The following is a 23777-nucleotide window of genomic DNA, read 5'->3' as shown; positions in this document are numbered from 1 at the left end:
GAGAGAGAACGCCATGGCACCACACGTGCTGGAAATGCGCGGGATCACCAAGACCTTCCCCGGCGTCAAGGCCCTCGACGGGGTGGACATCTCGGTGCGCACCGGAGAGGTGCACGCGATCTGCGGCGAGAACGGCGCCGGGAAGTCCACCCTGATGAAGGTGCTCAGCGGGGTTCATCCGCACGGCACCTACGGCGGGGAGATCCGCTTCGAGGGCGAGCCGTGCGAGTTCCGGGACATCAGGGCCAGCGAGCGGCGCGGCATCGTGATCATCCATCAGGAGCTGGCGCTCGTCCCCCAGTTGTCCATCGCCGAGAACATCTTCCTCGGCAACGAACGGGCCACCCGCGGCGTCATCAGCTGGTCGTCGACGCTGGTGGAGACCGAACGGCTGCTGCGCCGCGTCGGCCTGGACGAGCGGCCCGGCACCCGGATCGCCGAACTGGGCGTCGGCAAGCAGCAGTTGGTGGAGATCGCCAAGGCGCTGGCCAAGCGGGTCAAGCTGCTGATCCTGGACGAGCCGACGGCCGCGCTCAACGACGAGGACAGCCGCAAGCTCCTCGAACTCATCGGGGAACTCCGCGAGCAGGGCATCTCCTGCATCCTGATCTCGCACAAGCTCAACGAGATCCGGCAGGTGGCCGACACGGTCACGGTGATCAGGGACGGCCGGTCGATCGAGACGCTGACCGTGCGGGAGAGCCCGGGCGAGCCGTCCCGGATCACCGACGAGCAGCTGATCGAGCGGATGGTCGGCCGGGAGCTGGACCAGTTCTATCCGGACCGCACGCCCTACACCGGCGACCGCGCCGGGCAGGTCGCGCTGACGGTGCGGGACTGGACGGTGCGGCACCCGGTGGACACCAGCCGCAAGGTGGTGGACTCGGTCTCCTTCGAGGTGCGCCACGGGGAGATCCTGGGCATCGCGGGGCTGATGGGCGCCGGGCGCACCGAGTTGGCGATGAGCGTCTTCGGGCGCTCCTGGGGCCGGTACGAGCGCGGCACGGTGGAACTGCACGGCCGGGAGATCTCGACCCGGACGGTGGCGGAGGCCGTGCGGCACGGGATCGCCTATGTCACCGAGGACCGCAAGACCTACGGCCTCAACCTGATCGACACCATCAGCCGCAACATCTCGCTGGCCGCCCTGCCCCGGATGGCCAGCCGGGGGCTGGTGGACGCGCACGGCGAGCGCCAGGTCGCCGAGCGGTTCCGCACTTCGATGAACATCAAGGCACCCACGGTCTTCGAGCAGGTGGGCCGCCTCAGCGGCGGCAACCAGCAGAAGGTGGTGCTCAGCCAGTGGATCAACGCCGAGCCGCAGGTGTTGATCCTCGACGAGCCGACGCGGGGCATCGACGTCGGCGCCAAGTCGGAGATCTACACCGTGATCGACCAACTGGCCGCGCAGGGCAAGGCGGTGGTGGTCATCTCCTCGGAGCTGTCCGAGCTGCTGGGGATCTGCGACCGGATCGCCACGATGGCCTTCGGCCGACTGACCGGGGTGCTGGACCGCGACGAGGCCACCCAGGAGGGGCTGATGCGGCTGATGACCAGGACCCACGACCTGTCCGGGGAACCCGGGGACCGGCCCACGACGGGAGAGGATTGAGATGAGCCAGGCCACTCTCGACAAGAACCCCGAGGGCCACCGGAAACCGGAAGGTGCGCCCGCCTCCACGGCGCGGTCCCTGACGGCGCAGGCGTTGCGCGCGCTGCGGAACAACATGCGGCAGTACGGGATGTTGATCGCCCTGGTGCTGCTGCTCGGGCTGTTCCAGGTCTGGAGCGGGGGCGACATGCTGTTGCCCCGCAATGTCACCAACATTGTGCTTCAGAACGGCTACATCCTGATTCTGGCCATCGGCATGATGATCGTGATCATCAACGGCCATATCGACTTGTCAGTGGGGTCGTTGGCCGCCTTCACGGGGGCGGCGGCCGCCGTGATGATGGTGGACCACGACCTGCCCTGGCAGGTGGCGCTGGCCGTCTCGCTGCTGATCGGCGCGGCGGTCGGGGCCTGGCAGGGCTTCTGGATCGCCTATGTGGGCATTCCGTCGTTCATCGTCACCCTGGCCGGAATGCTGCTCTTCCGGGGGGCCACCCAGATCCTGCTGGACGGGCAGTCGGTCTCCCCGTTCCCCAAGGGCTTCCAGGACATCAGCCAGGGCTTCCTGCCGGAGGTCGGGCCCAACACCAACTACCACAACCTCACGGTGCTGTTGGGCGTGGCGGTGTGCGCGATCGCGCTCTTCCAGGAGTGGCGGCAGCGGCAGCAGGCGCAGGCGTACGAGCTGCATGTGCTGCCGTTCCGGATGTTCCTGCTGAAGTGCGCGGTTATCGTCGCCGCGATGATGGCGTTCACGCTGACCCTGGCGAGCTACCGGGGCGTGCCGGTGATCCTGCTGATCCTGGGCGGGCTGCTGGTGGCGATGGGCTTCGTGATGCGCAACGCGGTGGTCGGCCGGCACATCTACGCGCTGGGCGGCAACCGGGCCGCGGCGCAGCTCTCCGGCGTCAAGGACAAGCGCGTCACGATGCTGGTCTTCGTCAACATGGGCGTGCTGGCCGCGCTGGCCGGCTGTGTCTTCGCGGCCCGGCTCAACGCGGGCACCCCGGGCGCGGGCAACCTCTTCGAGCTGGAGGCGATCGCCGCCGCGTTCATCGGCGGCGCCTCGATGAGCGGCGGCGTGGGCACCGTGCTGGGCGCGGTGATCGGCGGACTGGTGCTGGGCGTGCTCAACAACGGCATGTCCCTGGTCGGCATCAGTCAGGACTGGCAGCAGGTGATCAAGGGCCTGGTCCTGCTCGCCGCCGTCGGCTTCGACGTGTGGAACAAGCGCCGCGCCAGCTCCTGAGGTTGGGGCCCCCGTGGTCGCCGAGGCTCCTGAGATTCCGGAACCACGCGGGGGAACGATCAGCATCGAACAGAAGTAATCTGCATTCGAGCAATACGGCACACTCATCAACGGGACGATCAGAAGGAGCAACCTTCGATGACCACCTCAAGGAGAGCCGTGATCGCGACGGCGGCCGCTGCGGGGATCACCGCCGCGACGGTCGGCCGGGCCTCGGCGGGAGGCCATGGCGGAGCGTCGCCCCGCCCCGAGCGCTTCGGCGAGCTGGCGGACGGCACCGAGGTCCAGCGGTGGACCCTCGCAAACGGCGGCATCCGGCTCGGGGTGCTCAACTTCGGCGGGATCGTCCAGACCCTCGAAGTGCCCGACCGGGACGGCGAGTCGGTCAACGTCTCGCTGGGTTTCGCCGAACTCGACCCCTATCTCGGCGACTCGCCCTACATGGGCGCGCTGATAGGCCGCTACGGCAACCGCATAGCCGCCGGGAAGTTCACCCTGGACGGCACCGAGTACCAGGTGCCGGTCAACGACGGGCCCAACAGCCTGCACGGCGGCACCCAGGGCTTCGACAAGCGGATCTGGGACGTCAACCCGAACGGCAGGTCGGGGCTGACGCTCACCTACTCCAGCCCGGACGGCGAGATGGGCTACCCGGGCACGCTGGACGTCCGGGTCGACTACACGCTCACCGACGACGGCGAGTTCCGCATCGACTACGAGGCGACCACCGACGCGCCCACCGTGCTCAACCTCACCAACCACACCTACTTCAACCTGGCGGGCGAGGGCAACGGCGGGATCTACGACCACAAGCTGAGCCTGGCGGCCGGGAAGTACACCCCGGTCAACGACGTCCTCATCCCGACGGGCGAGCTGGCCTCCGTCGGCGGCACCCCGTTCGACTTCCGCCGGGGCAAGACCATCGGCGAGGACATCAGGGAGAGCCACCAGCAGATCCTCTACGGCCAGGGCTTCGACCACAACTTCGTGCTGGACAAGGGGATCACCCGTCGCCCCGAGCGCTTCGCCCAGCTCTACGAGCGGCGCTCGGGCCGGCTGATGACCGTCTCCACCACCGAGCCGGGCGTGCAGTTCTACAGCGGGAACTTCCTCGACGGCACCCTGGTCGGCACCTCGGGCCGGGCCTACCGGCAGGGTGACGGGCTGTGCCTGGAGACCCAGCACTTCCCGGACTCACCCAACCAGCCCGAGTTCCCCTCGACCGTGCTCCGCCCCGGCGAGACCTACCGCTCCACCACGGTCTACGCCTTCTCCACCCGCTGAGCCCGGCTGACCTCCGCCGAGCCCCGCCGCTCGACCCCCGGCCCGTGGACCCCCCAGGTCCACGGGCCGGCCCGCGTTCCCGGCGAGGAACCGCGCTACCGCGCCACCGCCTCCGAATCCGCCCGCGCCACCGACAGCACCAACTCCCGCAGCCGCTCGACATACAGCCGCATCGTCTTCCCCGCCACCTCCGTGTCCGGGAAGCGGGCCGCGAACTGCAAGCCCTCGTGCAGCCGGGTCAGCCACACGCAGACCCGGTCCCCGTAGGAGACGCGGACCAGCCCGTACGCCCGCAGCTCGGCCCACCGCTCCGACAGCGGCACCCCGCGCCCGTCCACATAGGACAGGAACGAGCAGAGGTCCGGCGAGTCGAAGCGGAAGTCGGAGCCCAGCAGCCCCAGCGCCCGCGAGATGGGAATCCGCGCGCACGCCCGGTTCGCGCGCAGCGCCGAACGGGCCATCGGCAGCGCCTCGTCGAACCCCGACGCCCGCCCCACCGGGATCTCGACCGGCGCGCCGCCCACGTACCAGCCGACCGAGTCCGACCACCGGGACCTGACCCGGGTGTGGAACGGCACCACGGTGCGGTAGGTGTCCACCCCGCCCAACTCGCGGAAGATCAACGCCGAGGCGGCGAGCGCGCCGACCAACGTCCCGCCGAACGGCCGGCAGTGCGCCTCGAAGGCGGCCGCCGCGCCGGCGTCCACCAGCGTCTCGTGCTCGAACCGCTGGGTCGGCAGCGGCCCTTCGGGATCGAGCCCCAGGTCGACGGGGAACGCCGGCATCACCCCGCCGGAGCGGGCGACGAACTCCCGCCAGCGGCCGATGATCTCGTGCGTTCCGTCGATCGCGTCGGCCCGCGCCCGCTCGGTGGCGCAGAAGTCGACATAGCTGTCGACCGGCGGCAGCGGAGCCGGCTCGCCGCGCAGCTGGGAGGCGTAGAGCTGGTGGATCTCGGCGGGGATGCGGTAGATGGAGTGCGCGTCCACGTTGCTGTGGTCGAAGGCCAGGTAGAGCGCGGCGCCGTCCGGCCTGACCACGGCGGTGTAGAGGAAGTTGGGCCAGCTGAGGGCGTCGGCGGCCCGGTCGAAGCGGTCCTGGAGGTAGCGGGTCAGGGTCGCCGGCTCGGCGAAGTGGCCGACCTCGGACCGGTCCAGCGCGACGGCCTCGGCCGGCAACGTGAACCGCCGCATCGTCTCGCCGGCCCAGCGGAACCCGCTGCGCAGCGTCTCGTGCCGCAACGTCCAGGCGTGCAGCGCCCGTTCGAGGGCATCGAGGTCCACCCGGCCCGGCAGGTCGAAGGCGACGCCGAGCCAGCCGGGCGCGCACAGCCCGGCGGCTCGGGCGTCACGGGCGGTCCTGAGGTGGAACTCCTGCACATAGGCGGGCGGTCGGGAGTCGTCCGGCGCCGACCTCGCGGCCTCGACGGTCGGCGCTGGCAGCGACCACTCCACCAGTCGCCCGGGGCGGATCTCGCAGCGCTGGATGTCGGTCATTCGCACGGGGCTCTCCGTTCACACGCCCCGGGAACCCAGGTGGCGCGGGTGGGGGTCGGGCGGGCCGGCGTGCCAGGGCGCGGGACCGCCGCGCCCTGGCACGCCGCCGTCGCCAGGCCCGGCGCCGCGAGGGGCGCGCGGGTCAACGGTCGACGGCATAACAGAACCAACGCGCCGGGCGCCTCCCGGTCACGCCCACCACCCGTCCGCGCGCCACCGCACGCGCCGGTTCACTCCGTCTCGGTGAGCAGCCGGCGGGTACGGGCCGGGGCGGTGGCGGGGAGTTCGCCGAGGACGTCGGCGAGCGTGGTGCCGGCGAGGCTGCGCCGCCAGGCGCGGTGCGCCTCGGCCATCCTGACGGCGAGCAGACAGGCTTCGGCGCAGTCATCGGGCGGGTGGGCGCCGCGCCCGCGCTGGCGGATCTCGCGGCACTGGAACGGCGTGGACGCCCCGTCCACCGCCTCGACGATCTCCAGGAGGGTGATCTCGGCGGCCGGCCTGGCCAGTTGGAACCCGCCGCGCGGCCCCGTGGTGGCGCTGAGCACCCCCGCCCTGACCAGGGCCTGGAGCTGCTTGGCGAGATAGGGCGCCGGCAGGTCGAAGTAGGCGGCGAGTTGGGCCGCCGAGGCCGTGACACCCGGTTCGAGCTGCGCCAGCGAGGTCGCGCAGTGCAGGAGCCATTCGGTGCTCACGGGCAGCTTCATGGCGTCGAGTCTAGCGACGGCGCCACCCCTTCAAAGATATTGCGGATCTCTTTAGTCCTGGATAGCGTCGGCCGAGACACCGGGAGACCCGGACGAAGAGCACGGGACAGCACGAGAGAGAACACGAGAGAGAAGGAGACGCCATGCGCATCGCCGTCGCCGGAGCGACCGGGAGGATCGGCGCCCTGACCGTCCGGGCCCTGGAGCGCGAGCGGCACGAGGTCGTCCGGATCAGTCGCTCGCTGGGCGTGGACCTGCTGACGGGCGAGGGCCTGGACGCCGCGCTGGTCGGCGTCGACGCGCTGGTCGACGCGACCAACTCTCCCGCGATGGAACGGAGTTCGGCCGTCGAGCAGCTCGGCACCATGACGCGGAACCTGCTGGCGGCCGAGGAGCGGGCCGGGGTCCGCCACCATGTGCTGCTGTCGATCGTCGGCATCCAGCGGATCGACGGCAACGCGCACTACGCCGGCAAGCGCGAGCAGGAGCGGCTGGTCGCCGAGGGGCCGATCCCGTGGACGGTCGTGCCGGCCACCCAGTTCCACGACTTCGCGGAGATGGTGGCCGGCTGGACCGAGCGGGACGGGGCGGCCACCATCGCGCCGCTGCTGGTGCGGCCCGTCGCGCCGGCCGACGTCGCCGAGGTGCTGGCCGAGGTCGCCACCGACCGGCCGCAGGGCCGGCACCCCGACCTCGCCGGCCCCGAGACCCAGGACCTCGTGGACATGGCCCGCCGCACCCTCCGCGCCCGGGGGCGCCAGGTGCGCCTGGTGCCCACCTGGTCCGGGGTCTTCGGCACCGAGATGAGCGGCGAGGCGCTGCTGCCCGGCGAGAACGCCCGGATCGCGCCGACCACGTTCGAGCAGTGGCTGACCGAGCAGGCCGCCGCCACGCGGTGAGCCGCCGCCCGCTGAACGGGCGGGCTCAGGGCAGCAGTTCGACCTCGATCGCGGGATAGAGCGTGCGCAGCGGCGCGGGCGTCGCGGTGATCACCGGCCACTGGCGGGCGGCCGCGAGATAGGCCACATGGCCGGGCGTGGTCGCGGCCGGCCGGTGCGCGGAGCGCAGGATGCCCGAGCCGACGGCGTGCGCCTCGTCCAGCGCGGCGAAGGTGACCAGCGGGAACCGCAGGATCGCGGTGAGCGCGTCCCGGCCGTGCGGATGCAGGTCGGCCGCCGCGTCGGCGACGCAACTGGCCGGCGCCAACAGCGGGATGACATGCCGGTGCGCGGCGCTCAGCAGCGCCCGCATGTGCGGGCTGCCCTGGGCGGCGGCGACCAGCGCCGTGGTGTCGAGGATGCGACCGCCTATCGCGGGGGCGGCGCCCGAGGGTTCGTCGGGCGCCGTCACGCGGCGCCGCGCCCCTCGGCAGTGTCGAGGCCCAGGGCGCGGTCGGCCCACTTCAGGTGCTCCTCGCCCGGGAGTTGCTCGCCGAAGAGGCGGCGGAGCGTCTCGTCGACCTCGGCGGTCTCCTCCTCGCGCCGGAGCAGCTCCTGGATGTGCCCGGAGACGCTGGGGATGCGCCCGGCCGCCTCGGCGGCCTTCAGCCGCATCAGCTGGTCCTCGGGCAACGAGATCGCCGTTTTCCGCATGGTCATACTTCAGTAGTACCACCGACCGGCGCCGGTGGCCAGACCCCGCCGACCGGTTTGCGGGCCGGCGCGAGCGGCGCTCTAGTGGAGGGAGAGACCTCGGGCGGCCAGGGAGCGAACGATGGTGCGGGAGACGGCCACCAGTCCGGCGCTGGAACGGCAGACCGAACGGCTGCGGCTGCGCGGCCTGCGCCTCACGGCCACGGAGGCGGCCGTCGCGCTGCTCTCGGGAGAGCCGGACCGCAGCGAGGAGCTGCGCTCGGAGATCGACGCCGTGCTCACCGGGCACGAGGCGCGGGAGGGCGACACCGTGCTGGTGGACACCCGCGAGGGGCGCCTGAACTGCCGGCTCCGCCGCGAGGCCGACGCGGCGGCCGAGGCGGCGGCGGAGGCCGAGGGGATGCCGGACCCGGGCAGCTGACCGGGGCCGGGCGGGGCGAGGCGAGGCGGGCCGGTCAGGGCGGGCCGGTCAGGGCGGGCCGGTCAGGGCGACGCTTCGGGCGACTCGATGTACGAGGACCCGGAGGAGTCGACCAGGTCGCGCGCCCGGCAGGCCGGGCAGCGCACCACCGTGAGGTCCCGGTAGCGCACGCCGTCGATCCAGTGGTGTTCGCAGCGGCCACGGGTCAGCCTGGTGAGCCAGTCGTCGCACGAGCCCTTGGCGGCAGCCCGCAGCGTCTGGGCGTTGTCCACGACGCCGGTGACCAGGCCCCGGCAGTCCGCGTTGGCCGTGTCCTTCTGCCACGGCCGCAGCCCTTCGAGGAAGAGCCCCTCGATGTCGAGGCCCCAGTTCCCGTCGGGCGTCTCGACGACGAGGTAGTACCGCTCGCGGTCCACCTGTTCCCCCAGCAGCCGTCCGCTTGGTCCCGACCAGCCGCAGCCCGGCATCGGCGGCCCGCCGCCGCCGGCGCCGGGAGGGCTCCCGGCTCAGTGGGCGCCGCAGCACGGGTGCGGGTCGGGCACCTCGAACGGGACGAACCCGGCGCGGGACGGCGCGAGTTGGAGCGTCAGGAGTCCGTTGGCGCGGTCCGGCCGCAGATGGTTCCTGGTCTCGACCAGCGCCTCGGGGCCGGCGGCGGACCCGCCGAGAACGCGCACCGCGTCGATGGCCGTGCGGGAGAGCAGTTCGCCGACGGTGAGCGTGGCCGGCAGCTCGGCCGCCCCCGGGAAGAGCACCGCCCGACCGCCCTGCGGCGCGGCCGCCAGCGCCGCCGCCGCGTCCGCGCGCCAGCGCTCGGGGCCGCGCGTTGCCCCGCCCGCCGCCTCGGCGACCGCGACCTCGGGCGCGGCCGCCGCCAGCCAGCCGGCGGCGGCCCGGGCCGTCGCCGGGTCCGGCAGCCCGAGGCTGAGGCCGAGCCGCCCGGGCCCGACGCGGTGCGTCTGCCCCAACGCTGCGACCGGCAGCGGGAGTTCGGCGGCGAGCCGGTGCAGCAGATGGTCCGCGTCGGCGTTGCGGGCGTGGCCGGCGGCCAGCCCCAGCCAGTGGCCGGGCGCGGCGGACGCGGCGAACGGATGGCGGGACGGGGTCGGCACGGGCGGAACCCTCCGGGCGTGGTCGGGACGCGGGACCGGCCCAGCCTCCCCCGGGGCGGGGACCGGGCGGGAACGTTCCGCGAACGCCCGGGCCACCGCCGCGTGAACGGCAGCGACGCCCCCCTCACGCGTTGGCGAACAGGACCCCGCCGACGGCGGACCGGTCGTCGGCGGTGCCGATCAGGGTCACGCCGATGTCCTTGCGCAGCTCCTCGCCGAACACCGCGGCGAGGGCGTCGGTGAACCCGGCGGCCAGCCGCTCGGCGGCGTCCGGCACCTGGGTGAACAGCCCGGCACGGCTGCTGAAGTGAACGGCGGGCGCGGGCGCCTTCCCGAGTTCGCCGCCCACGGCGAACCGGGCGGTGGGCACGCCGTGGAACTCGATGACCACCAGCGGGCGGGCCCACTCCCCGTACACGGCGAGCACCGCATCGGTGAGTCCGGCCACCAGACGCTCCTCGGTCGTGCCGTCGAGCAGTTCCTCGGCCACGGTGACGACGCAGTGCGGCATGATTCCTCCTGTTGCCCCAACAACAAAATAGCTTTGGAAGCAAAGATAATGCCCGACACGCCGCCCGTCCACTCCGATCGCGTTCCCGACTCCGACTCCCACTCCGACTCCGACTCCGAGGACATCTCCGCCGCCATCCGCAGGCTCCTGCTGGTGATGCCGCGCGCCATCGGCCGCATCAAGCGCCTCGGGGCCCCGGAGGAACTCGCGGAGTTGGCGCTCGCCCCGCGCCATCTCTCGCTGCTGTCGTTCCTGCTGCTCGACGGCCCGATGACGGTCAGCGAGCTGGCCGACCGCCTGGAGGTGGCCCCCACCACCGCGAGCCTGCTGGTCAGCGAGCTGAGCAGAAAGGGCGTCCTGGACCGCCGCGAGGACGAGAGCGACCGGCGCCGCCGCGTGGTCTCCATCCCCGAGGGGATGCGGCCGGCGCTGGAACGGTGGCTCTCCCCCGGCGCCCGCGCCTGGCGCGCGGCGCTGGAGCCGCTGACGCCGCCCGAACGGGCGGCCGTGGTGCGGGCGTTCACGGCGTACGAGGCCGCGCTGGCGGACGGGCCGGACGGGCCGGGTCCGGACGGGCCGGACAGGGCGGAGCCCACGGAGGAGCGGCGCTGACGGAGGAGCCGGGCGTCCCGCCGGCGCGCGTGATCGCGTGGAACGGTGGGTGGGTCAGCCGACGCGGGCGGCGCCGACATGGAGGGCGGCCGGGTCCATCCCCGGCGCCGCTTCCCGTGCCAGGGCGAGCGCGGCGTCCAGGTCCGCCGGGTCGGCCACGGTGATGCTCAGCCCGGTGTCGCGCAACGTCGCGCCGGCGACCGGGAGTTCGGCGACCACCGCCTCGTAGGCGGCGAGCGCCTCCGTCGGCAGGCGGCCGTCCAGCTCCGAGCGGATGCTGAGGCCGGGCCGCGCGCCGGAGGCCGTGACCACCTCCACCGCCATCGGGTCCGACGGCGGCCGGTGCCGGCCGCCCCCGCCGAGCAGGTCGTCGAAGACCGCCAGCGCGCCGTCGGCATCGACCACCGTGACGCGGGCCTGCCAGCGGTGCTCGCCGCGCAGGGTGGCGGCCCCCACGTCCCCGTCCACCACCCGTGCGTCGGACCGCAACGAGGCCCACAGCGCCAGGACTTCACGCGTGCGCCCCTCGTCCGCCGCCACGGTGAAGGTGATGTCGTCCGCCGTGATCCGCCCGGTGACGGAGCCCTCCCGCGCGACGTACTCCCGCAGCGCCTCCGCCCGTTCCCCGACCCGCTCGGGCGGGGTCCCCTCCCGCAGTACGAGCGTCCCGGTGGCGGTCCCGGAGAAGGGAAGGGTGTTGTACCCGTGGACGACGACCTCCGCCACGTCAGGCGTGCCGCCCCAGTGCTCCTCGAAGTCCGAGGCCAGCGCCGTGCCCTGGTTGACGGCACAGCCGGTCAGCAGGGGCAGGGCCAGCGCCAACGCGACGACCGCCACCAGCCATCGGGAGACCTCGCTGCTCATGGCCGTCTCCTCGGAAGCGGGCGGGCGGACCGGCCCACGGCGGTCATGACAGCCGCAGCCTACGGCGTCCCTCCTCGTCGCCGGACGGCGGAGCCCCACCGAGCCCGCGAAGCGCCGGGGCCGGCCGCGCGGCCCGCCGGGGCAACCCCGGCGGCGCGGCCGGCTCCCGGAGCGCGGTCAGGCCAACGCCGTCACTCCGGCAGGACCCAGATCGGGTTGGAGTAGAACCACAGGTCCTCCCACGGGTCCGCGTCGCCCTCGACGTCGAGGGCCGGGCCCGCCGGGTCGACGTTCGCGCCGTTGAGTCCGGGCTGGGACCGCTTGCCGTCGGTGCCGCGCAGCCGGACATAGGCCGGCTCCGAGACCCGGCCCAGGTCGTAGGTGAAGGTGACCGTGCCGCTGGTCTCGTTGACCTCCCAGGACTTCACCACCCGGGTGTCGGGGGCGTGGAAGGTGTCGCGGTCGGCGGCCGCGCCGGTGACGGCGCCCCTGATCACGTCCACCCTGGCCAGCCTGGGCAGGAAGGTGGCCCAGTTGGGGACGGCCGCCAGCGCGATCCTGATCTTGAGTTCGACCCGGGTGCCGCGCCGCACCGTCAGCGTGTCGCCGAGGGTCACCGACCGCCCGCCGCCGCGCAGTTGGGCGTCGAGGCCGGCGATCAGCCCGCCGTGGTCGACCCAGATCCGCCCGGCGCGGATGCCGTCCATCACGGCCGCGTAGGAGAAGTCGTGCGCGCCGACATGGGTGCGGCTGTACTGGCCCGGCCAGAAGTCGCCCGCGCCCAGGTTGAGCCCCGAGCCGGCGTAGACGGGGTCGTCGTGGAAGCCGTTCCCGTCGAAGTCCGTGCCCTCGGGGCGGGTGGAGGTGTCGGCATAGTTGACGTGGGAGTCGGAGTTGGCGGTGATCCACCAGGGCTTGCCCTCGGCCAGCAGGCTGTCCCAGAGGCCGCCGACGGTCGCCGTCATCCAGTCGAAGCCGCCCCAGGTGCGGTAGCTCTCCGCCGGGTAGCCGGGGAACGAGTTGGGGCCAGGGCTTCCGGTGTAGTAGCCACGGCCGCTGCCCTGGCCGTGCGGCGCGGGGATGCCGGCGGCCTGGTGGCCGGGGGCGCCCTCGAAGCCGACGGCGATGCGGGGCTGGGCGTCGCGCCAGGCGCGGATCTCGTGGGGCGAGTCGACGCCCTGCCGGGCCGGGTGGTTGGCCAGCATCAGGGCGTCGCGCACGGTGCGGCGGCGGACCTGCTCGGCGAGGAAGTCGAGGCCGGCGATGGCGAGCGCCTCGTTGGCGGGCGAGTTGCCGCTGGCGCCGTTCACGCTGCCGTCGTAGTCGACCTCGAACTGCTTGAGCACCCGCACCTCGTCCGAGCCCGGGTGGACGAAGACGGTGCCGTGCTCGGCGGACGGGATGTTCCACTCCAGGCCCTGGAAGACCAGGGTCTCGTCGTAGGTCTCGCGAGCGGCGCGGATCTCGGGGTTGACCTTCTCGACGCCGATCCGGCTGTGGTTCTCGCCGCCGTGGTCGGTGATCACCATCCAGCCCAGGCCGAACCGTGAGCCGTTGCGCACCTGGTCCTCGACCCGGTACATGGCGTCCGAGCTGAACTGGGTGTGGATGTGGTGGTCGCCGGCGATCCAGCGCAGCCGGCCGCCCCGGCCGCCGCCCCGCCCGGCCCGGCTCGCGGCCGCAGCGGGCGTGGCGACGGCTCCGGCGGCCAGCCCGGCCCCGGCCATGCCGGCGCCGAGCAGCCCGGCGGAGCGCAGCACGCCCCGGCGGGAGAGCTGGCCCGGGCTCAACTCCTCGTCGGGAACGGCCGGATCGAGCGCCTCCGGCAGCGGTCTCGCCTCGGCCTCGTGGTGCGGGTGGTGGTGGTCGTGACCGTGATGGTGGTGGTGCCCGTGGCCCATGATGCTGCTCCCGGCGGTTGGTTGTGCCCTGAACAACCGCACTCTCCGACCGCCGCGTGAACGGCGGATGAGCGCAAGGGGACACCAACGCGCCCGCAGAGCGGCTGTTTTCGGACACTCCGGGTCATGCGCGAACGCCGCGCCGCCCGACAGCCCGCCGCCGCCCGGACGGCGAGGTCGACGGGCGGCGGCGGGGGCTCGGACGGGACGGACGCGCGGATCAGGCCGGACGCATCACGCCAGGCGGATCACGTTCCAGGAGAGCGGCTCCAGGGTGGCCCTCAGCGTGCCGTCGCTCAGGGTGGTCCCGGTGCCGGCGTGCGGGGTGACGCGGTCGGGCTCGTCCGCGGTGTTGCGCGCGTCCGGGTCGGCGTCGGAGAGCACGCTGTGCTCCACGACCTCGCCGAGGCCCAGGCCGGCCAGCGTGACCTCCAGCGGCAGCGCCTCGCGCTGGTCCCGGTTGACGGCGAACACGGTGACGGCGCCGGTCTCCTCGTCCCGCACGGCGGTGGCGTGCAGCAGGTCCACCTCGCCGTATTTGGCGGTCTCGTGGGTCGGGCCCTGCGGGCGCACCTCAAGGACGGTGCCCCGGCCGTACCTCGACGCCTGGGCGAACGGGTGGAAGATGGTCTGCCGCCAGGCCGGGCCGCCGGGCACGGTGGCGATCGGCGCGATGACGTTGACCAGTTGGGCCTGGCAGGCGACCTTGACCCGGTCCGCGTGGCGGAGCAGCGCGATCAGCAGCGAGCCGACGACGACGGCGTCGGTCACCGAGTAGTTGTCCTCCAGCAGGCGTGGCGCCTCGGCCCAGTCCTCGCCCCGGCCCTCGTCGCTGAGCTGCGGGGCGCTGCCGTCCTGGTACCAGACATTCCACTCGTCGAAGGAGAGGTTGATGCGCTTCTTCGACTTCAGCCGGGCGCCCACGTGGTCGGCGGTGGCGACCACGTTCTCGATGAAGGACTCGGTGTCCACGGCGGAGGCCAGGAACGAGTCCCGGTCGCCCTCCTGCTCGTAGTAGTAGGCGTGCAGCGAGATGTGGTCGACCAGGTCGTAGGAGTGTTCAAGAACGGTCGACTCCCAGCTGGCGAACGTCGGCATCCCCTGGCTGGAGCTGCCGCAGGCCACCAGCTCGACGTCCGGGTCGATCTGCCGCATGGCGCGGGCCGTCTCGGCGGCCAGCCGGCCGTACTCCTCGGCGGTCTTGTGGCCGGTCTGCCAGGGGCCGTCCATCTCGTTGCCCAGGCACCACAGGCGGATGTCGAACGGCTCCCGGTCGCCGTGCTCGGCCCGCAGCTCGGACAGCGCGGTGCCGCCGGGGTGGTTGGCGTACTCCTGGAGCTCGATGGCCTCGGCGACGCCCCGGGTGCCCAGGTTGGCGGCCAGCATGGGCGCGGCGCCGACCTTGCGGACGAAGTCGACGAACTCGCTGAGCCCGAACTGGTTGCTCTCGGTGGACCGCCAGGCCAGGTCGAGCCGGCGCGGCCGGTCCTCCCTGGGGCCGACGGAGTCCTCCCACTTGAAGCCGGAGACGAAGTTGCCGCCCGGGTAGCGGACGACCGTGACGCCCATCTCCTTCACCAGGTCGAGGACGTCGGTGCGCAGCCCGGCCTCGTCGGCGCTCGGGTGGCCCGGCTCGTAGACGCCGTTGTAGACGCAGCGACCCAGGTGCTCGACGAAGGAGCCGAAGATCCGCTCGTCCACCGGGGAGACGGCGAAGGCGGGGTCCAGGGTGAAACGGGCGGTGTGCTCAGAACTCATGCGGGTCCCTGCTTGCTCAACGGGGCGTTCGGTGCGGTCAGTCCCGCGATCGCATTCGTTCGATATTTCGCACTGCGATCGCAACTTCGAACAAAATCTATGGTCGGGAACGATCCCCCGTCAACGGCTCACGGGGGATCGTTCCGACCCGGCTCGGCCGCGCGTTCAGCGCGGGAACGTCACTGGCCGGCGATCCCGGTGTGCGCCACGCCCCGGACGATCTGTCGCTGGAAGAAGACGAAGACGATCAGCAGTGGAAGCGCGGCCAGCAGGGCGCCCGCCATCACATGCGCCCAGCGCACGCCGAACGAGGACTGCACGGTGGCCAGTCCGACCGGCAGCGTGGCCAGGTCCGGATCGGTGGTGACCAGATAGGGCCACATGAAGTTGTTCCACGATCCGATGAAGGTGAAGATCGACACGGCGGCGAGCACCGGCCGGGAGAGCGGCAGCACGATCTGGAGGAAGATCCGCCACCGCCCGGCCCCGTCGATCCGGGCCGCCTCCTCCAACTCCCTGGGCACGCCCTGGAAGAACTTGTACAGGATGAAGACCGTCGCCGGCGCGGAGAGCTGCGGCAGGATGATGCCCCAGTAGGTGTCCACCAGGCCCATCGCCCGCACGTTGGCGAAGAGCGGCGCGGTGATCACCGTTCCCGGCACCAGGATGCCGGCCATCGCCAGGCCGAAGAAGAACCGCTTGTAGCGGAAGTCGGTGCGCGCGAAGCCGTAGGCGGCCAGCGCCGAGACCGCCACGGCCAGCGAGGTCACGCCGACCGAGACGATCACCGAGTTCAGCAGCCAGGTGATGATGTCGCCCTCGCCCAGCACGTCGCGGTAGGCGTCCAGCGTCATGTTGGACTGGAGCCACTTCAGCGGCAGCTTCTGGGTGTCGCCCTCGGGCTTGAGCGAGGTGGACAGCGACCACAGCAGCGGCACCAGCCAGAGCGCGGCGAGCGCGCTCGCGACGGCGGTCAGCACGATCTGTCCGGCGTTGCGCCGCAGCCGGACGGTCAGGGTCGGGTCGCTCACTGCGTTGCCCCCTCACGGTTCCGGCGCGCCAGCAGCAGCCGCAGCAGCGTCACCGAGACGATCAGCACGAAGATGATGTAGGAGACGGCCGAGGCGTAGCCGATCCGGTAGCCGGTGAAGCCCTGTTGGACGACGTACTGCACGACGGGGGTGGTCTCGCCGTTGGGTCCGCCGTTGGTCATCAGGAAGATCTGGTCGAAGACCTGGAGCGAGGCCAGGATCTGGAGGATCACCAGCAGGCCGGTGATGTTGCGGACCATCGGCACCGTGATGTGCCACATCCGCTTCAGCGGCCCGGCGCCGTCCAACGCGGCGGCCTCGTAGAGGTGTTCGGGGATGGACTGGAGCGCGGCCAGATAGAGCAGGAAGCTGAAGCCGACGGTCCACCACAGCGTCGCCAACACCACCGAGAACATGGCCCAGTCGGCCTCGATCAGCCAGGGCACCCGGTGGTTGAGCGTGTTGTTCAGCAGCCCGAAGTCCGGCTCGTAGAGCCACTTCCACAGGTCCGACATGACGGCGGACGGCAGCAGGAACGGCGCGAAGAAGGCGAGCCGCCAGAACCACTTCCCGTGCCGGATGTTGTGCGCCAGCATCGCCAGCAGGAAGGCCGTCAGGATCACCATCGGGGTGATCATCGCGGTGAACTTCAGGGTGTTGCCGAACGCGTCCCACATCTCGCCGTCGCGGAACGCCTCGCGGTAGTTGTCCAGGCCGATGAAGTCGGTGTCGATGCCCGCCAGGTTGGTGTCGGTGAAGCTGTACCAGAGCCCGGAGACCAGCGGCCAGATCAGGAAGATCCCGTAGAGCAGCAGGAACGGGGCGACGAACCAGCCGCCGTGCTGGAGCACCCGGCTGAGCCGGCTCGGCTCGCGCGGCTCGGTCGCGTCCGGGCGGGCGCCGGCGGCCTCGGCCGGCCGGCTGACGGGGGCGACGGCGGTCATGCGGTGCTCCCTTCGCCCCACGGGTTCGGGGTGTTGAGCAGCCGGTCGACGGCCCGGCGGACGTCGCGCACGGCGCTGGCCGGGTCGGCGAAGCCCATCGCGGCGGCGGATATCGCGTTGCCGACGTCCTCCTGGAGGCTGGAGGCCGGCCCGGAGAACCAGGCCGGCGGGTCGAACGTCGCCTGGTCCATGGCGTCCCGGTACTCGACCTGCGGCTGGAGTTCCAGGTACTCCGGCTCCGCCAACACCGGCAGATACGCCGGCACATGGCTGGCCTTGGCCCACTCCAGGCTGTTGCTCACCAGCCAGGCCATCAGCTGGTGCGCGGCCCGGTTGGTCTCGCCGCCCCGACCCTCCTGGTGCGGCAGGACCAGGGTGTGCGACTCGGACTGGCCGGCCGGGATGTCGCCGAAGAACGTCGGGAAGCGCTGAACTCCCACGTCGGCCTGGGCGTTGAGCATGTCCACCACCAGCCAGCTGCCGAACCAGGCGAACGGGCCGCCGTTGACCAGGAAGGCCACGATGTCCCGGCCGGGGATCGTGTAGCGGTCGGCCACCAGCCGCGCCAGGAAGGCGATGACCTCCTCGGCCGCCGCGTCGTCCAGGGTGATGTCGGTGGCGTCCTCGTCGATGATGGTGCTGCCGGTCTGGGAGTAGAGGGAGAGGAAGGCCCACCAACACTCGCCCGGCGCCAGCGCGTTCCAGCCCAGCGGGCCGTCGCCGTAGACCTCGCGGGCCGCGTCCAGCATCCCGAGGTAGTCGTCCACGGTCTCCACCGGGAGCAGCCGGCGGTCGGCGTCGAGGAGCCCGATCCCCTCCAGCACCGGCCGGTTGTAGAAGTGGACGAACGCGTGGATGTCCAGCGGCAGCCCGTAGAGCTGGCCCTCGACCATCGCGCCCTGCCAGAGCCGGGGGTTGAAGTCCTCCTCGCGGACCCCGAACTCGGCCAGCAGGTCCACGTCGATGGGGTCGATCAGCCGCCCCGGCGCGAAGCCGGGGATGCGTCCCAGGTGGAGCACGCCCAACTCGGGGGCGCGGCCGCCGGAGCCGGCCATGGCCAGCTTGGTGTAGTAGGGCTCGCCGGCGGCCAGCGTGGTGTCGCGGACCTCGATCCCCGGGTGCTCGTCCCGGAAGACGTCGAGCATGGCGCGCATGTTGGCGCCGTCGCCCCCGGTGAACGGGTTCCAGAACCGGACCCGGTTGTCGGCGGCGCCCAGCGAGGCCGCCGAGCCACAGGCCGAGGTGCCACCGAGCGCGGCGAGACCCCCCAGTCCGGCCAGGCCGTGCAGGAGTTGACGCCGCGAGAAGCCTGGCGGCGACAGGGAACCTGGGGACATAGTTCACCCCTCGTTCGGAATGTCGGACGTTGACCGGATATCCGAACCGCAAACTATGAGCCCGCCGCAGGGCGGTCAACAGCTTGAACCAAAAACCGCAGAAACTCTAGAAGTTCCGCCAGAAACCAACAGGTCAGCGGGCGGGGCGCCCCGCCGCGCGGCGAAGCGCCCCGCCACCGGCGGGTGGTCAGCCCTCCAGGGCGACCAGCATCTTCCCGACATTGCCCCCGCGCATCATGGCGAGAAACGCCTCCGTCGCCCGCTCGATGCCCTCGAACACCGTCTCCCGGTACCGCAGTTGACCGGAGCGCACCCACTCAGCCGTCTGCCGCAGGAACTCCGCACGCCGCGCCTGGTGATCCGTCACCAGAAAGCCCTCGACCCGCAGCCGCCGGCCCAACACCAGGCCCAGGTTGCGCGGCCCCGGCACCGGCTCGGTCGCGTTGTAGGAGGAGATCAGCCCGCAGACGGCCACCCGGCCGAAGACGTTGAGCGCGTCCAGCGCGGCCTCCAGGTGATCGCCGCCCACATTGTCGAAGTAGACGTCGATCCCCTCGGGGGCGGCCTTCGCCAGCTGCTCGCCGACGGGCGCCGCCTTGTAGTCGATGGCCGCGTCGAAGCCGAACTCCTCGGTCAGCAGCCGCGCCTTCTCCGGCCCGCCCGCGCTGCCGATCACCCGGCTCGCCCCCAGCAGCCTGGCGAGCTGCCCGGCCGGGCCGCCCACCGCGCCGGCGGCGCCCGAGACGAAGACGACATCCCCCTCCCTGACCCGGGCGATGTCCTTCATCCCCACATAGGCGGTGAGCCCGGTCATCCCGAGCACGCCGAGGAACGCCGTGTCGGGCACGCCGAGGTCCCGGGGCACCACAGCGGCGTCGGCGGCCGGCAGGGTCGCGAACTCCCGCCAGCCCAGCTGGTGCACCACCAGGTCGCCGACCGCGACGCCGTCGGCCCGCGAGGCCACCACCTCGCCCAGCGCGTCCCCGAGCATCGGCTCGTCGAGTTCGAAGGGCGCGACATAGGACCTGCCGGCGTTCATCCGGCCGCGCATATAGGGGTCGACGGAGAGATACCGGTTGCGCACCAGGATCTCCCCCGCGCCCGGCTCGCTGACCGGCGCGGTGCGCAGGGCGAAGTTCGCGTCGGTCGGCCAGCCTGTCGGGCGCGCGACCAGATGCCACGCGCGGCCGGTGGTGGGCAGGGTGCTGGGCAGGGCCATGGGGAACCGCCTCCTGAGACGTCGTTGTTCGCGGTGACCGCGCCGCGCGCGCCGGCGCGGTTACGGCCCCCGGGGCAACGAGCGCCCGCCCCCCGCGCATTCCGGTGCGCGCCAACTCCCCCTCGAACGGGCTGAGTTCAGCCAGGTTCAGCCGGATTCAGCCGGCGAACGCCGGCTGCGGCAGCCCCCGGCCGATGCCGGGCAGCACCAGCAGCGAGCCGGCCAGCGGCTCGGCCTCCGGCTGGATGCCGATCCGCGCGGTGCTCACATACAGGTCGGTCAGCCCGGGCCCGCCGAACGCGCACGCGGTGGTCCTGGTGGCCGGCAGCTCCACGGTCCGGTCCAGCGCCCCCTCGGGGGTGAACCGCCGCACCGCGCCGCCGTCCCAGAACGCCACCCACAGGCAGCCGTCCGCGTCCACCGTCATCCCGTCGGGGAAGCCCGACAGCCGCCCGGTGTCCACCAGCACCCGCCGCTCGGCGATCGAGCCGTCCTCGGCGACCGCGCAGGCGTCGATGCGACGCGTCGGGGTGTCGATGTAGTAGAGCGTGCCGCCGTCCGGGCTCCAGCCGAGCCCGTTGCTGACCGTCACCTCGGGCAGCACGGTCGTCACCGCGCCGTCCGGCGCGACCCGGATCAGGGAGCCGCCGCCCGGCCGCTCGTCGTACCGCATGGAGCCGGCCCACAGCGAGCCGTCGGGCGCGACGGCCGCGTCATTGCCCCGCCGGCCCGGCACCGCCTCGCGGTGCAGCCAACGGAACGCGCCGTCCGCTTCGTACACCCCCACCCCGTCGCGGAGGTTGACCACCAGGCCGCCGCCCCGCCGGGGCTTGGCCGCGCCCACGTGCTGCTCGGTGGGCAGCACCACCCGGCGGCCCGTGGCCGGATCGAACGAGTGGACGCGGGCGGAGAGGATGTCCACCCACAGCAGCCGCTCGGCGGCGGGGTCCCAGGTCGGCCCCTCCCCCAGCTCGGCCCGTGCTCGAACCGCGATCTCCCAGCCGTGTGCCACGGCGACTCCCCTTCCCCGCCTGCTGTTCGCGTACTGTGCCGAAGCGCCCCGTGCCGGCGCGCGCACGGTGTTCGCGCGCCGCCGGAAGGTGCCGTCAGCCGGCCCGGTGGTGGCCCAGCCGTTCGGAGAGCCGCCCCGCGCCCTCCCGGGCCAGCTCGGTCAGCTCCCGCTGCCGCGCCTCGCTCCAGCGGATCATCGGGACCGAGACGCTCAGCGCCGCGACCACCCGGCCCGAGCGGTCGCGCACCGGCGCGGCCACGCAGGTCACGTCGGCGTTGGACTCCTGGCTCTCGGTCGCGACCCCGCGCTCGGCGATCTCGGCCAGGGCCCTGCGCAGGGTCGCCACGTCCGTGATCGAGTTGGGCGTCATGGCCGGCAGCTCGCCCTCGGGCAGCCGCGCGTCCAGCTCCTCGGCGGAGAGCGAGGCCAGCAGCATCTTCCCGACGGCGGTGCAGTGCGCCGGCAGCCGCCGGCCAGCGGCCGAGACCATCCGCACGGCGTGGGTGCTGTCGACCTTGGCGATGTAGATCACGTCGGTGCCCTCCAGCACCGCGACATGGACCGTCTCCCCGCAGGTCTCGGCGACCGAGCGGGCGACCTGCTGCCCCTCGGCGGCCAGGTCCAGCTGCTCCGCGTACCGGCTGCCGAGCTGGTAGGTGCGGACCCCCAGCCGGTAGCGGCCCGGCTGCTCGGCCACCGGCACCAGATAGGAGCGCGCCGCCAGCGTGGTCACCAGCTCGTGCACCGTGGTGCGCGGGAGTTGGAGACGGCGGGTGATCTCGGGCGCGGACAGCGTTCCGTCACCTTCGAGAAAGAGTTCCAGTATGTCCAGTGCCCGGCTGACCGCCGGTACCCGTCTCCCCATGCCCGTTGCCTCCCCGACCGCACCGGTCCTGCTCCACCATGTTCGCGCTGTTCGGCATCCCGACCATGCGACGACATGCCGAACACCACGCTAGCCATCGGCGCGACTCTCGGCAATGCCCACCCGATGTCCGGGACTCCCGGACGCCCTCCCCACCGACCGGACCCGAGGCGGAGGCGACGGGGCCGGCCGGTTCAGCGGCCGGTCAGCGGGTGCCCCAGTCGTCGGCGAGCGAGGCGTCGGCGGCCTCGCGCCCGCCGCTCACCGCCCGCAGCCGCCCGGCGACGCCCTCGGGGAGGCGGTCCCCGGCCCGGTCGGCGACCACCTCGGCCGCCTTGGCGGCAGCCTGCCGCCCGGCGTGCGCGGCGGAGTCGACGCTGTTCCGCACGGCGGGGTTGGTCCGCAACCGCTCGGCCGCCGCCGCCAGTTGCTCGTAACGCTCACGCCCGGCCCTGGCACCCAGGACGTACCCGACCGCCACTCCCGCGATGAACACCAGCTTGCGCATGGGATGCTCCTCTTCTCGCTTCCGTTGATCTTCTCCTGACCCGCCGGGCCCTCCATAAGCGGGTGGCTCGGATACGGATTTCGAAGCACCCCCTCACATGCGCTAATGTATGGCCCGCAGCGCGGTGTCGCCTCCGCCCCGGTGGTGGCCGACTCCGAGCGGAGCAGTCCCCTGTAGCTCAATTGGCAGAGCAGCCGGCTGTTAACCGGCAGGTTACTGGTTCGAGTCCAGTCGGGGGAGCATCACTCCAAGGGCCCCGTTCGGGGCCCTTCGTCGTATCCGCGGCATCTCTCCCCGAACCCCGGGAACCGATCACCCCGTGCCCGGTGTCCCTGCCTGCGTACGCCCGGGCCGGCCCGGGCGGCAGATCGTATGAGCAGCTATGCTGCGGCAGACGGCGCGCACAGATGTGCGCGGCACGCCGAGAAGGGGCAGTAGCTCAGCCGGTTAGAGCAACGGACTCATAATCCGTCGGCCGTGGGTTCGAGTCCCACCTGCCCCACCTTCTCGCAGCGCGAAGCCCGCGCGAGGACACGCCCCCGGCGCGCCGAACCGCCGGCCGCGCGGGCCGACGGGCCGCCCGGCTCACTCCAGGGCGGCGGCCGGGAGGCGTGCGCCTGGCCCTGCGGTGGAGTCACGGACGCTCAGCCCGGTGCGCAGGACCACCGTCTGGAGCGGCTTGGCGGAGCCGGCGATGCGCTCCTGGAGGAGGGTCGCCGCAGTGAACCCCAGCTCGTAGGACGGGAGTTCGACGGTGGTGAGGCTCGGCCGCACCAGCCCGGCCCAGGGCACGCCACCGAAGGAGAGCACCCCGAACCCGGGGGGCGTGCGCCCGGCCGCGCGCAGTGCCTCCAAGGCGCCGACCGTCATCAGGTTGTTGGCGACGAAGGCGGCGTCCGGCGGCCGTTCCATGGCAAGCAGGTCAGCCATCGCGGAACGGCCGCCGCCCACGCGGAAGTCGGCGTGCCGGACATAGGCGGTCAGCAGGTCGTCGGGCCCGTCGGACGGCAGGGTGCCGTCGGCCAACGCGTCGCGGATCGCGGCGCGGTAGCCGGCCAGCCGCTCCTCCGAGGTGGAGGCGCCCTCGGGGCCGGTGACGCAGGCGACGCGTCGGTAGCGGGAGCGCAGCAGGTGCTCGGTCGCGGCCTCGCCGCCGTGCTGGTTGTCCACCAACACGGCATCCACGGACGCCCCCTTGGGCCTGCGGTCCACGGCCACCACCGGCATCCCCCGGGCGGCCAACGGGGAGAGGTCGGTCCCGACGCGGGAGGCGGCGGCGACGATGACGCCGGCCATCTGCTCGGCCAGCGCTATGCCGAGGTAGCGGCGCTCCTTGTCGACGTTCTCGTCGGTGTTGCACAACACCACGGACAGACCGGTCTGTTGGGCCGCGTCCTCGACGCCCCGGGCCAGCGAGGTGAAGAACGGGTTCTCGATGTCGGGGATCAGCAGCCCGATCACACTGCCGCGCTGCTTGCGCAGCGACTGGGCCACGCGGTTGGGCTCGAAACCCAGCTCGGCCGCCGCGCGCCTGACCCGGGCGGCGCGCTCGGGGGTGACCCGGCCGCCGTTGAAGACCCGGGAGACGGTGGCCGGCGAGACGCCGGCGGCCCGGGCCACGTCCGTGATGGTCGTCATGCGCTCCGCATCCCCACCCCGGTTCGCCGACCGGGCTCTTGACACCGCTGTAGGGCGACCCTATGTTCGCGTGAAATGGATTTCAAGCGAGGTCGGGCGAACCTCGG

At 72.5% G+C, this 23777-nt stretch carries 24 protein-coding genes and 2 tRNA genes; 8 read left to right on the top strand and 18 right to left on the bottom strand.

Annotated elements, in window-relative coordinates:
* The first annotated feature begins 13 nt into the window (after positions 1 to 13).
* The 3 genes from mmsA (at position 14) to FH609_RS02005 (ending at position 4145) form a co-directional block, all read left to right on the top strand.
* Positions 14 to 1612 carry a multiple monosaccharide ABC transporter ATP-binding protein gene (gene mmsA / locus FH609_RS02015; RefSeq protein ID WP_139665547.1) on the top strand — a complete coding sequence of 533 codons (1599 nt, stop codon included), beginning with the start codon at positions 14 to 16 and terminating at the stop codon, positions 1610 to 1612.
* A 1-nt stretch (position 1613) separates the two neighbouring features.
* The gene (mmsB, locus tag FH609_RS02010; protein ID WP_226961319.1) at positions 1614 to 2861 is read left to right on the top strand and encodes a multiple monosaccharide ABC transporter permease; all 1248 of its coding nucleotides are present in this window, start codon (positions 1614 to 1616) and stop codon (positions 2859 to 2861) included.
* Positions 2862 to 2999: 138 nt separating this feature from the next.
* Complete coding sequence (locus FH609_RS02005; RefSeq protein ID WP_139665548.1) at positions 3000 to 4145, top strand: aldose epimerase family protein; 1146 nt, start codon at positions 3000 to 3002, stop codon at positions 4143 to 4145.
* A gap of 95 nt (positions 4146 to 4240) precedes the next feature.
* On the opposite strand, the gene FH609_RS02000 is transcribed toward FH609_RS02005, so the two are convergent.
* The gene (locus FH609_RS02000) at positions 4241 to 5641 is read right to left on the bottom strand and encodes a condensation domain-containing protein (protein ID WP_139665549.1); all 1401 of its coding nucleotides are present in this window, start codon (positions 5639 to 5641) and stop codon (positions 4241 to 4243) included.
* Between the two features lie 230 nt (positions 5642 to 5871).
* Positions 5872 to 6345, bottom strand: a complete 474-nt coding sequence (locus FH609_RS01995; protein ID WP_139665550.1) for an RrF2 family transcriptional regulator — start codon at positions 6343 to 6345, stop codon at positions 5872 to 5874.
* 143 nt (positions 6346 to 6488) lie between these two features.
* On the opposite strand from FH609_RS01995, the gene FH609_RS01990 reads away from it, so the two are divergent.
* A complete protein-coding gene (locus tag FH609_RS01990) occupies positions 6489 to 7244 on the top strand; it encodes an SDR family oxidoreductase (protein WP_139665551.1) in 756 nt (251 codons plus the stop codon).
* Positions 7245 to 7269: 25 nt separating this feature from the next.
* Here the strand turns inward: FH609_RS01990 and FH609_RS01985 are convergent, their stop codons facing one another.
* Positions 7270 to 7695 carry a hypothetical protein gene (locus tag FH609_RS01985; RefSeq protein ID WP_139665552.1) on the bottom strand — a complete coding sequence of 142 codons (426 nt, stop codon included), beginning with the start codon at positions 7693 to 7695 and terminating at the stop codon, positions 7270 to 7272.
* Positions 7692 to 7943: a hypothetical protein gene (locus FH609_RS01980; protein WP_139665553.1), complete on the bottom strand. Its 252-nt coding sequence runs from the start codon at positions 7941 to 7943 to the stop codon at positions 7692 to 7694. Before FH609_RS01980 ends, FH609_RS01985 begins: the two co-directional genes overlap by 4 nt.
* 115 nt (positions 7944 to 8058) lie before the next feature.
* Here FH609_RS01980 and FH609_RS01975 point away from each other — a divergent pair, with 115 nt between their 5' ends.
* Entirely contained in the window at positions 8059 to 8358 is a 300-nt protein-coding gene (locus tag FH609_RS01975) for a hypothetical protein (RefSeq protein WP_139665554.1), read from the top strand.
* 62 nt (positions 8359 to 8420) lie between these two features.
* On the opposite strand, the gene FH609_RS01970 is transcribed toward FH609_RS01975, so the two are convergent.
* From FH609_RS01970 to FH609_RS01960, 3 genes are all read right to left on the bottom strand, one after another.
* Positions 8421 to 8774 carry a hypothetical protein gene (locus tag FH609_RS01970; protein ID WP_139665555.1) on the bottom strand — a complete coding sequence of 118 codons (354 nt, stop codon included), beginning with the start codon at positions 8772 to 8774 and terminating at the stop codon, positions 8421 to 8423.
* A 90-nt stretch (positions 8775 to 8864) separates the two neighbouring features.
* On the bottom strand, positions 8865 to 9470 hold the full coding sequence (locus FH609_RS01965; RefSeq protein ID WP_139665556.1) for a hypothetical protein: 606 nt from the start codon (positions 9468 to 9470) through the stop codon (positions 8865 to 8867).
* A gap of 124 nt (positions 9471 to 9594) precedes the next feature.
* A complete protein-coding gene (locus tag FH609_RS01960; RefSeq protein ID WP_139665557.1) occupies positions 9595 to 9981 on the bottom strand; it encodes a tautomerase family protein in 387 nt (128 codons plus the stop codon).
* A gap of 156 nt (positions 9982 to 10137) precedes the next feature.
* Between FH609_RS01960 and FH609_RS01955 the strand changes: the two genes are divergently transcribed.
* Complete coding sequence (locus tag FH609_RS01955) at positions 10138 to 10593, top strand: MarR family winged helix-turn-helix transcriptional regulator (RefSeq protein WP_226961339.1); 456 nt, start codon at positions 10138 to 10140, stop codon at positions 10591 to 10593.
* A gap of 54 nt (positions 10594 to 10647) precedes the next feature.
* Here the strand turns inward: FH609_RS01955 and FH609_RS01950 are convergent, their stop codons facing one another.
* From FH609_RS01950 to FH609_RS01905, 10 genes are all read right to left on the bottom strand, one after another.
* Positions 10648 to 11457, bottom strand: a complete 810-nt coding sequence (locus tag FH609_RS01950) for a hypothetical protein (RefSeq protein ID WP_139665559.1) — start codon at positions 11455 to 11457, stop codon at positions 10648 to 10650.
* 191 nt (positions 11458 to 11648) lie between these two features.
* The gene (locus FH609_RS01945; RefSeq protein WP_139665560.1) at positions 11649 to 13358 is read right to left on the bottom strand and encodes a histidinol-phosphatase; all 1710 of its coding nucleotides are present in this window, start codon (positions 13356 to 13358) and stop codon (positions 11649 to 11651) included.
* A 234-nt stretch (positions 13359 to 13592) separates the two neighbouring features.
* Positions 13593 to 15116, bottom strand: coding sequence for an alpha-N-arabinofuranosidase (locus FH609_RS01940; RefSeq protein ID WP_139665561.1), 1524 nt, complete (start codon positions 15114 to 15116; stop codon positions 13593 to 13595).
* A gap of 179 nt (positions 15117 to 15295) precedes the next feature.
* Complete coding sequence (locus FH609_RS01935) at positions 15296 to 16147, bottom strand: carbohydrate ABC transporter permease (protein WP_139665562.1); 852 nt, start codon at positions 16145 to 16147, stop codon at positions 15296 to 15298.
* Positions 16144 to 17091 (bottom strand): carbohydrate ABC transporter permease, encoded by a 948-nt coding sequence (locus FH609_RS01930; RefSeq protein ID WP_139665563.1) that lies wholly within the window; start codon positions 17089 to 17091, stop codon positions 16144 to 16146. The genes FH609_RS01935 and FH609_RS01930 overlap by 4 nt, the downstream gene beginning before the upstream one ends.
* Positions 17088 to 18428, bottom strand: a complete 1341-nt coding sequence (locus tag FH609_RS01925) for an extracellular solute-binding protein (RefSeq protein WP_139665564.1) — start codon at positions 18426 to 18428, stop codon at positions 17088 to 17090. Before FH609_RS01925 ends, FH609_RS01930 begins: the two co-directional genes overlap by 4 nt.
* 187 nt (positions 18429 to 18615) lie before the next feature.
* Positions 18616 to 19641: an NADP-dependent oxidoreductase gene (locus tag FH609_RS01920; protein WP_139665886.1), complete on the bottom strand. Its 1026-nt coding sequence runs from the start codon at positions 19639 to 19641 to the stop codon at positions 18616 to 18618.
* A 163-nt stretch (positions 19642 to 19804) separates the two neighbouring features.
* The gene (locus FH609_RS01915; protein WP_139665565.1) at positions 19805 to 20659 is read right to left on the bottom strand and encodes an SMP-30/gluconolactonase/LRE family protein; all 855 of its coding nucleotides are present in this window, start codon (positions 20657 to 20659) and stop codon (positions 19805 to 19807) included.
* Positions 20660 to 20753: 94 nt separating this feature from the next.
* Positions 20754 to 21524: an IclR family transcriptional regulator gene (locus tag FH609_RS01910; RefSeq protein WP_139665566.1), complete on the bottom strand. Its 771-nt coding sequence runs from the start codon at positions 21522 to 21524 to the stop codon at positions 20754 to 20756.
* A gap of 205 nt (positions 21525 to 21729) precedes the next feature.
* On the bottom strand, positions 21730 to 22032 hold the full coding sequence (locus tag FH609_RS01905; RefSeq protein WP_139665567.1) for a YtxH domain-containing protein: 303 nt from the start codon (positions 22030 to 22032) through the stop codon (positions 21730 to 21732).
* Positions 22033 to 22199: 167 nt separating this feature from the next.
* Here FH609_RS01905 and FH609_RS01900 point away from each other — a divergent pair.
* Positions 22200 to 22272, top strand: a tRNA-Asn gene (locus FH609_RS01900).
* A 188-nt stretch (positions 22273 to 22460) separates the two neighbouring features.
* Positions 22461 to 22534: transfer RNA gene (locus FH609_RS01895), tRNA-Ile, on the top strand.
* Positions 22535 to 22617: 83 nt separating this feature from the next.
* On the opposite strand, the gene FH609_RS01890 is transcribed toward FH609_RS01895, so the two are convergent.
* Positions 22618 to 23670 carry a LacI family DNA-binding transcriptional regulator gene (locus FH609_RS01890; RefSeq protein ID WP_139665568.1) on the bottom strand — a complete coding sequence of 351 codons (1053 nt, stop codon included), beginning with the start codon at positions 23668 to 23670 and terminating at the stop codon, positions 22618 to 22620.
* Positions 23671 to 23777 lie beyond the last annotated feature (107 nt).

Source organism: Streptomyces sp. 3MP-14, assembly GCF_006334905.2.
Taxonomy (GTDB): Bacteria; Actinomycetota; Actinomycetes; order Streptomycetales; family Streptomycetaceae; genus Streptomyces; species Streptomyces triticirhizae.
Note: the sequence above shows the minus strand (reverse complement) of the source record. Positions and strands in the feature narration are given on the sequence as shown.

Bases quoted from the DNA above. Each gene is read 5' to 3' on its own strand.
- mmsA (WP_139665547.1), top strand. From the start codon at position 14: ATGGCACCACACGTGCTGGAAATGCGCGGGATCACCAAGACCTTCCCC.
- mmsB (WP_226961319.1), top strand. From the start codon at position 1,614: ATGAGCCAGGCCACTCTCGACAAGAACCCCGAGGGCCACCGGAAACCG.
- FH609_RS02005 (WP_139665548.1), top strand. From the start codon at position 3,000: ATGACCACCTCAAGGAGAGCCGTGATCGCGACGGCGGCCGCTGCGGGG.
- FH609_RS02000 (WP_139665549.1), bottom strand. From the start codon at position 5,641: ATGACCGACATCCAGCGCTGCGAGATCCGCCCCGGGCGACTGGTGGAG.
- FH609_RS01995 (WP_139665550.1), bottom strand. From the start codon at position 6,345: ATGAAGCTGCCCGTGAGCACCGAATGGCTCCTGCACTGCGCGACCTCG.
- FH609_RS01990 (WP_139665551.1), top strand. From the start codon at position 6,489: ATGCGCATCGCCGTCGCCGGAGCGACCGGGAGGATCGGCGCCCTGACC.
- FH609_RS01980 (WP_139665553.1), bottom strand. From the start codon at position 7,943: ATGACCATGCGGAAAACGGCGATCTCGTTGCCCGAGGACCAGCTGATG.
- FH609_RS01975 (WP_139665554.1), top strand. From the start codon at position 8,059: ATGGTGCGGGAGACGGCCACCAGTCCGGCGCTGGAACGGCAGACCGAA.
- FH609_RS01960 (WP_139665557.1), bottom strand. From the start codon at position 9,981: ATGCCGCACTGCGTCGTCACCGTGGCCGAGGAACTGCTCGACGGCACG.
- FH609_RS01955 (WP_226961339.1), top strand. From the start codon at position 10,138: ATGCCGCGCGCCATCGGCCGCATCAAGCGCCTCGGGGCCCCGGAGGAA.
- FH609_RS01950 (WP_139665559.1), bottom strand. From the start codon at position 11,457: ATGAGCAGCGAGGTCTCCCGATGGCTGGTGGCGGTCGTCGCGTTGGCG.
- FH609_RS01945 (WP_139665560.1), bottom strand. From the start codon at position 13,358: ATGGGCCACGGGCACCACCACCATCACGGTCACGACCACCACCACCCG.
- FH609_RS01940 (WP_139665561.1), bottom strand. From the start codon at position 15,116: ATGAGTTCTGAGCACACCGCCCGTTTCACCCTGGACCCCGCCTTCGCC.
- FH609_RS01930 (WP_139665563.1), bottom strand. From the start codon at position 17,091: ATGACCGCCGTCGCCCCCGTCAGCCGGCCGGCCGAGGCCGCCGGCGCC.
- FH609_RS01925 (WP_139665564.1), bottom strand. From the start codon at position 18,428: ATGTCCCCAGGTTCCCTGTCGCCGCCAGGCTTCTCGCGGCGTCAACTC.
- FH609_RS01910 (WP_139665566.1), bottom strand. From the start codon at position 21,524: ATGGGGAGACGGGTACCGGCGGTCAGCCGGGCACTGGACATACTGGAA.
- FH609_RS01905 (WP_139665567.1), bottom strand. From the start codon at position 22,032: ATGCGCAAGCTGGTGTTCATCGCGGGAGTGGCGGTCGGGTACGTCCTG.
- FH609_RS01890 (WP_139665568.1), bottom strand. From the start codon at position 23,670: ATGACGACCATCACGGACGTGGCCCGGGCCGCCGGCGTCTCGCCGGCC.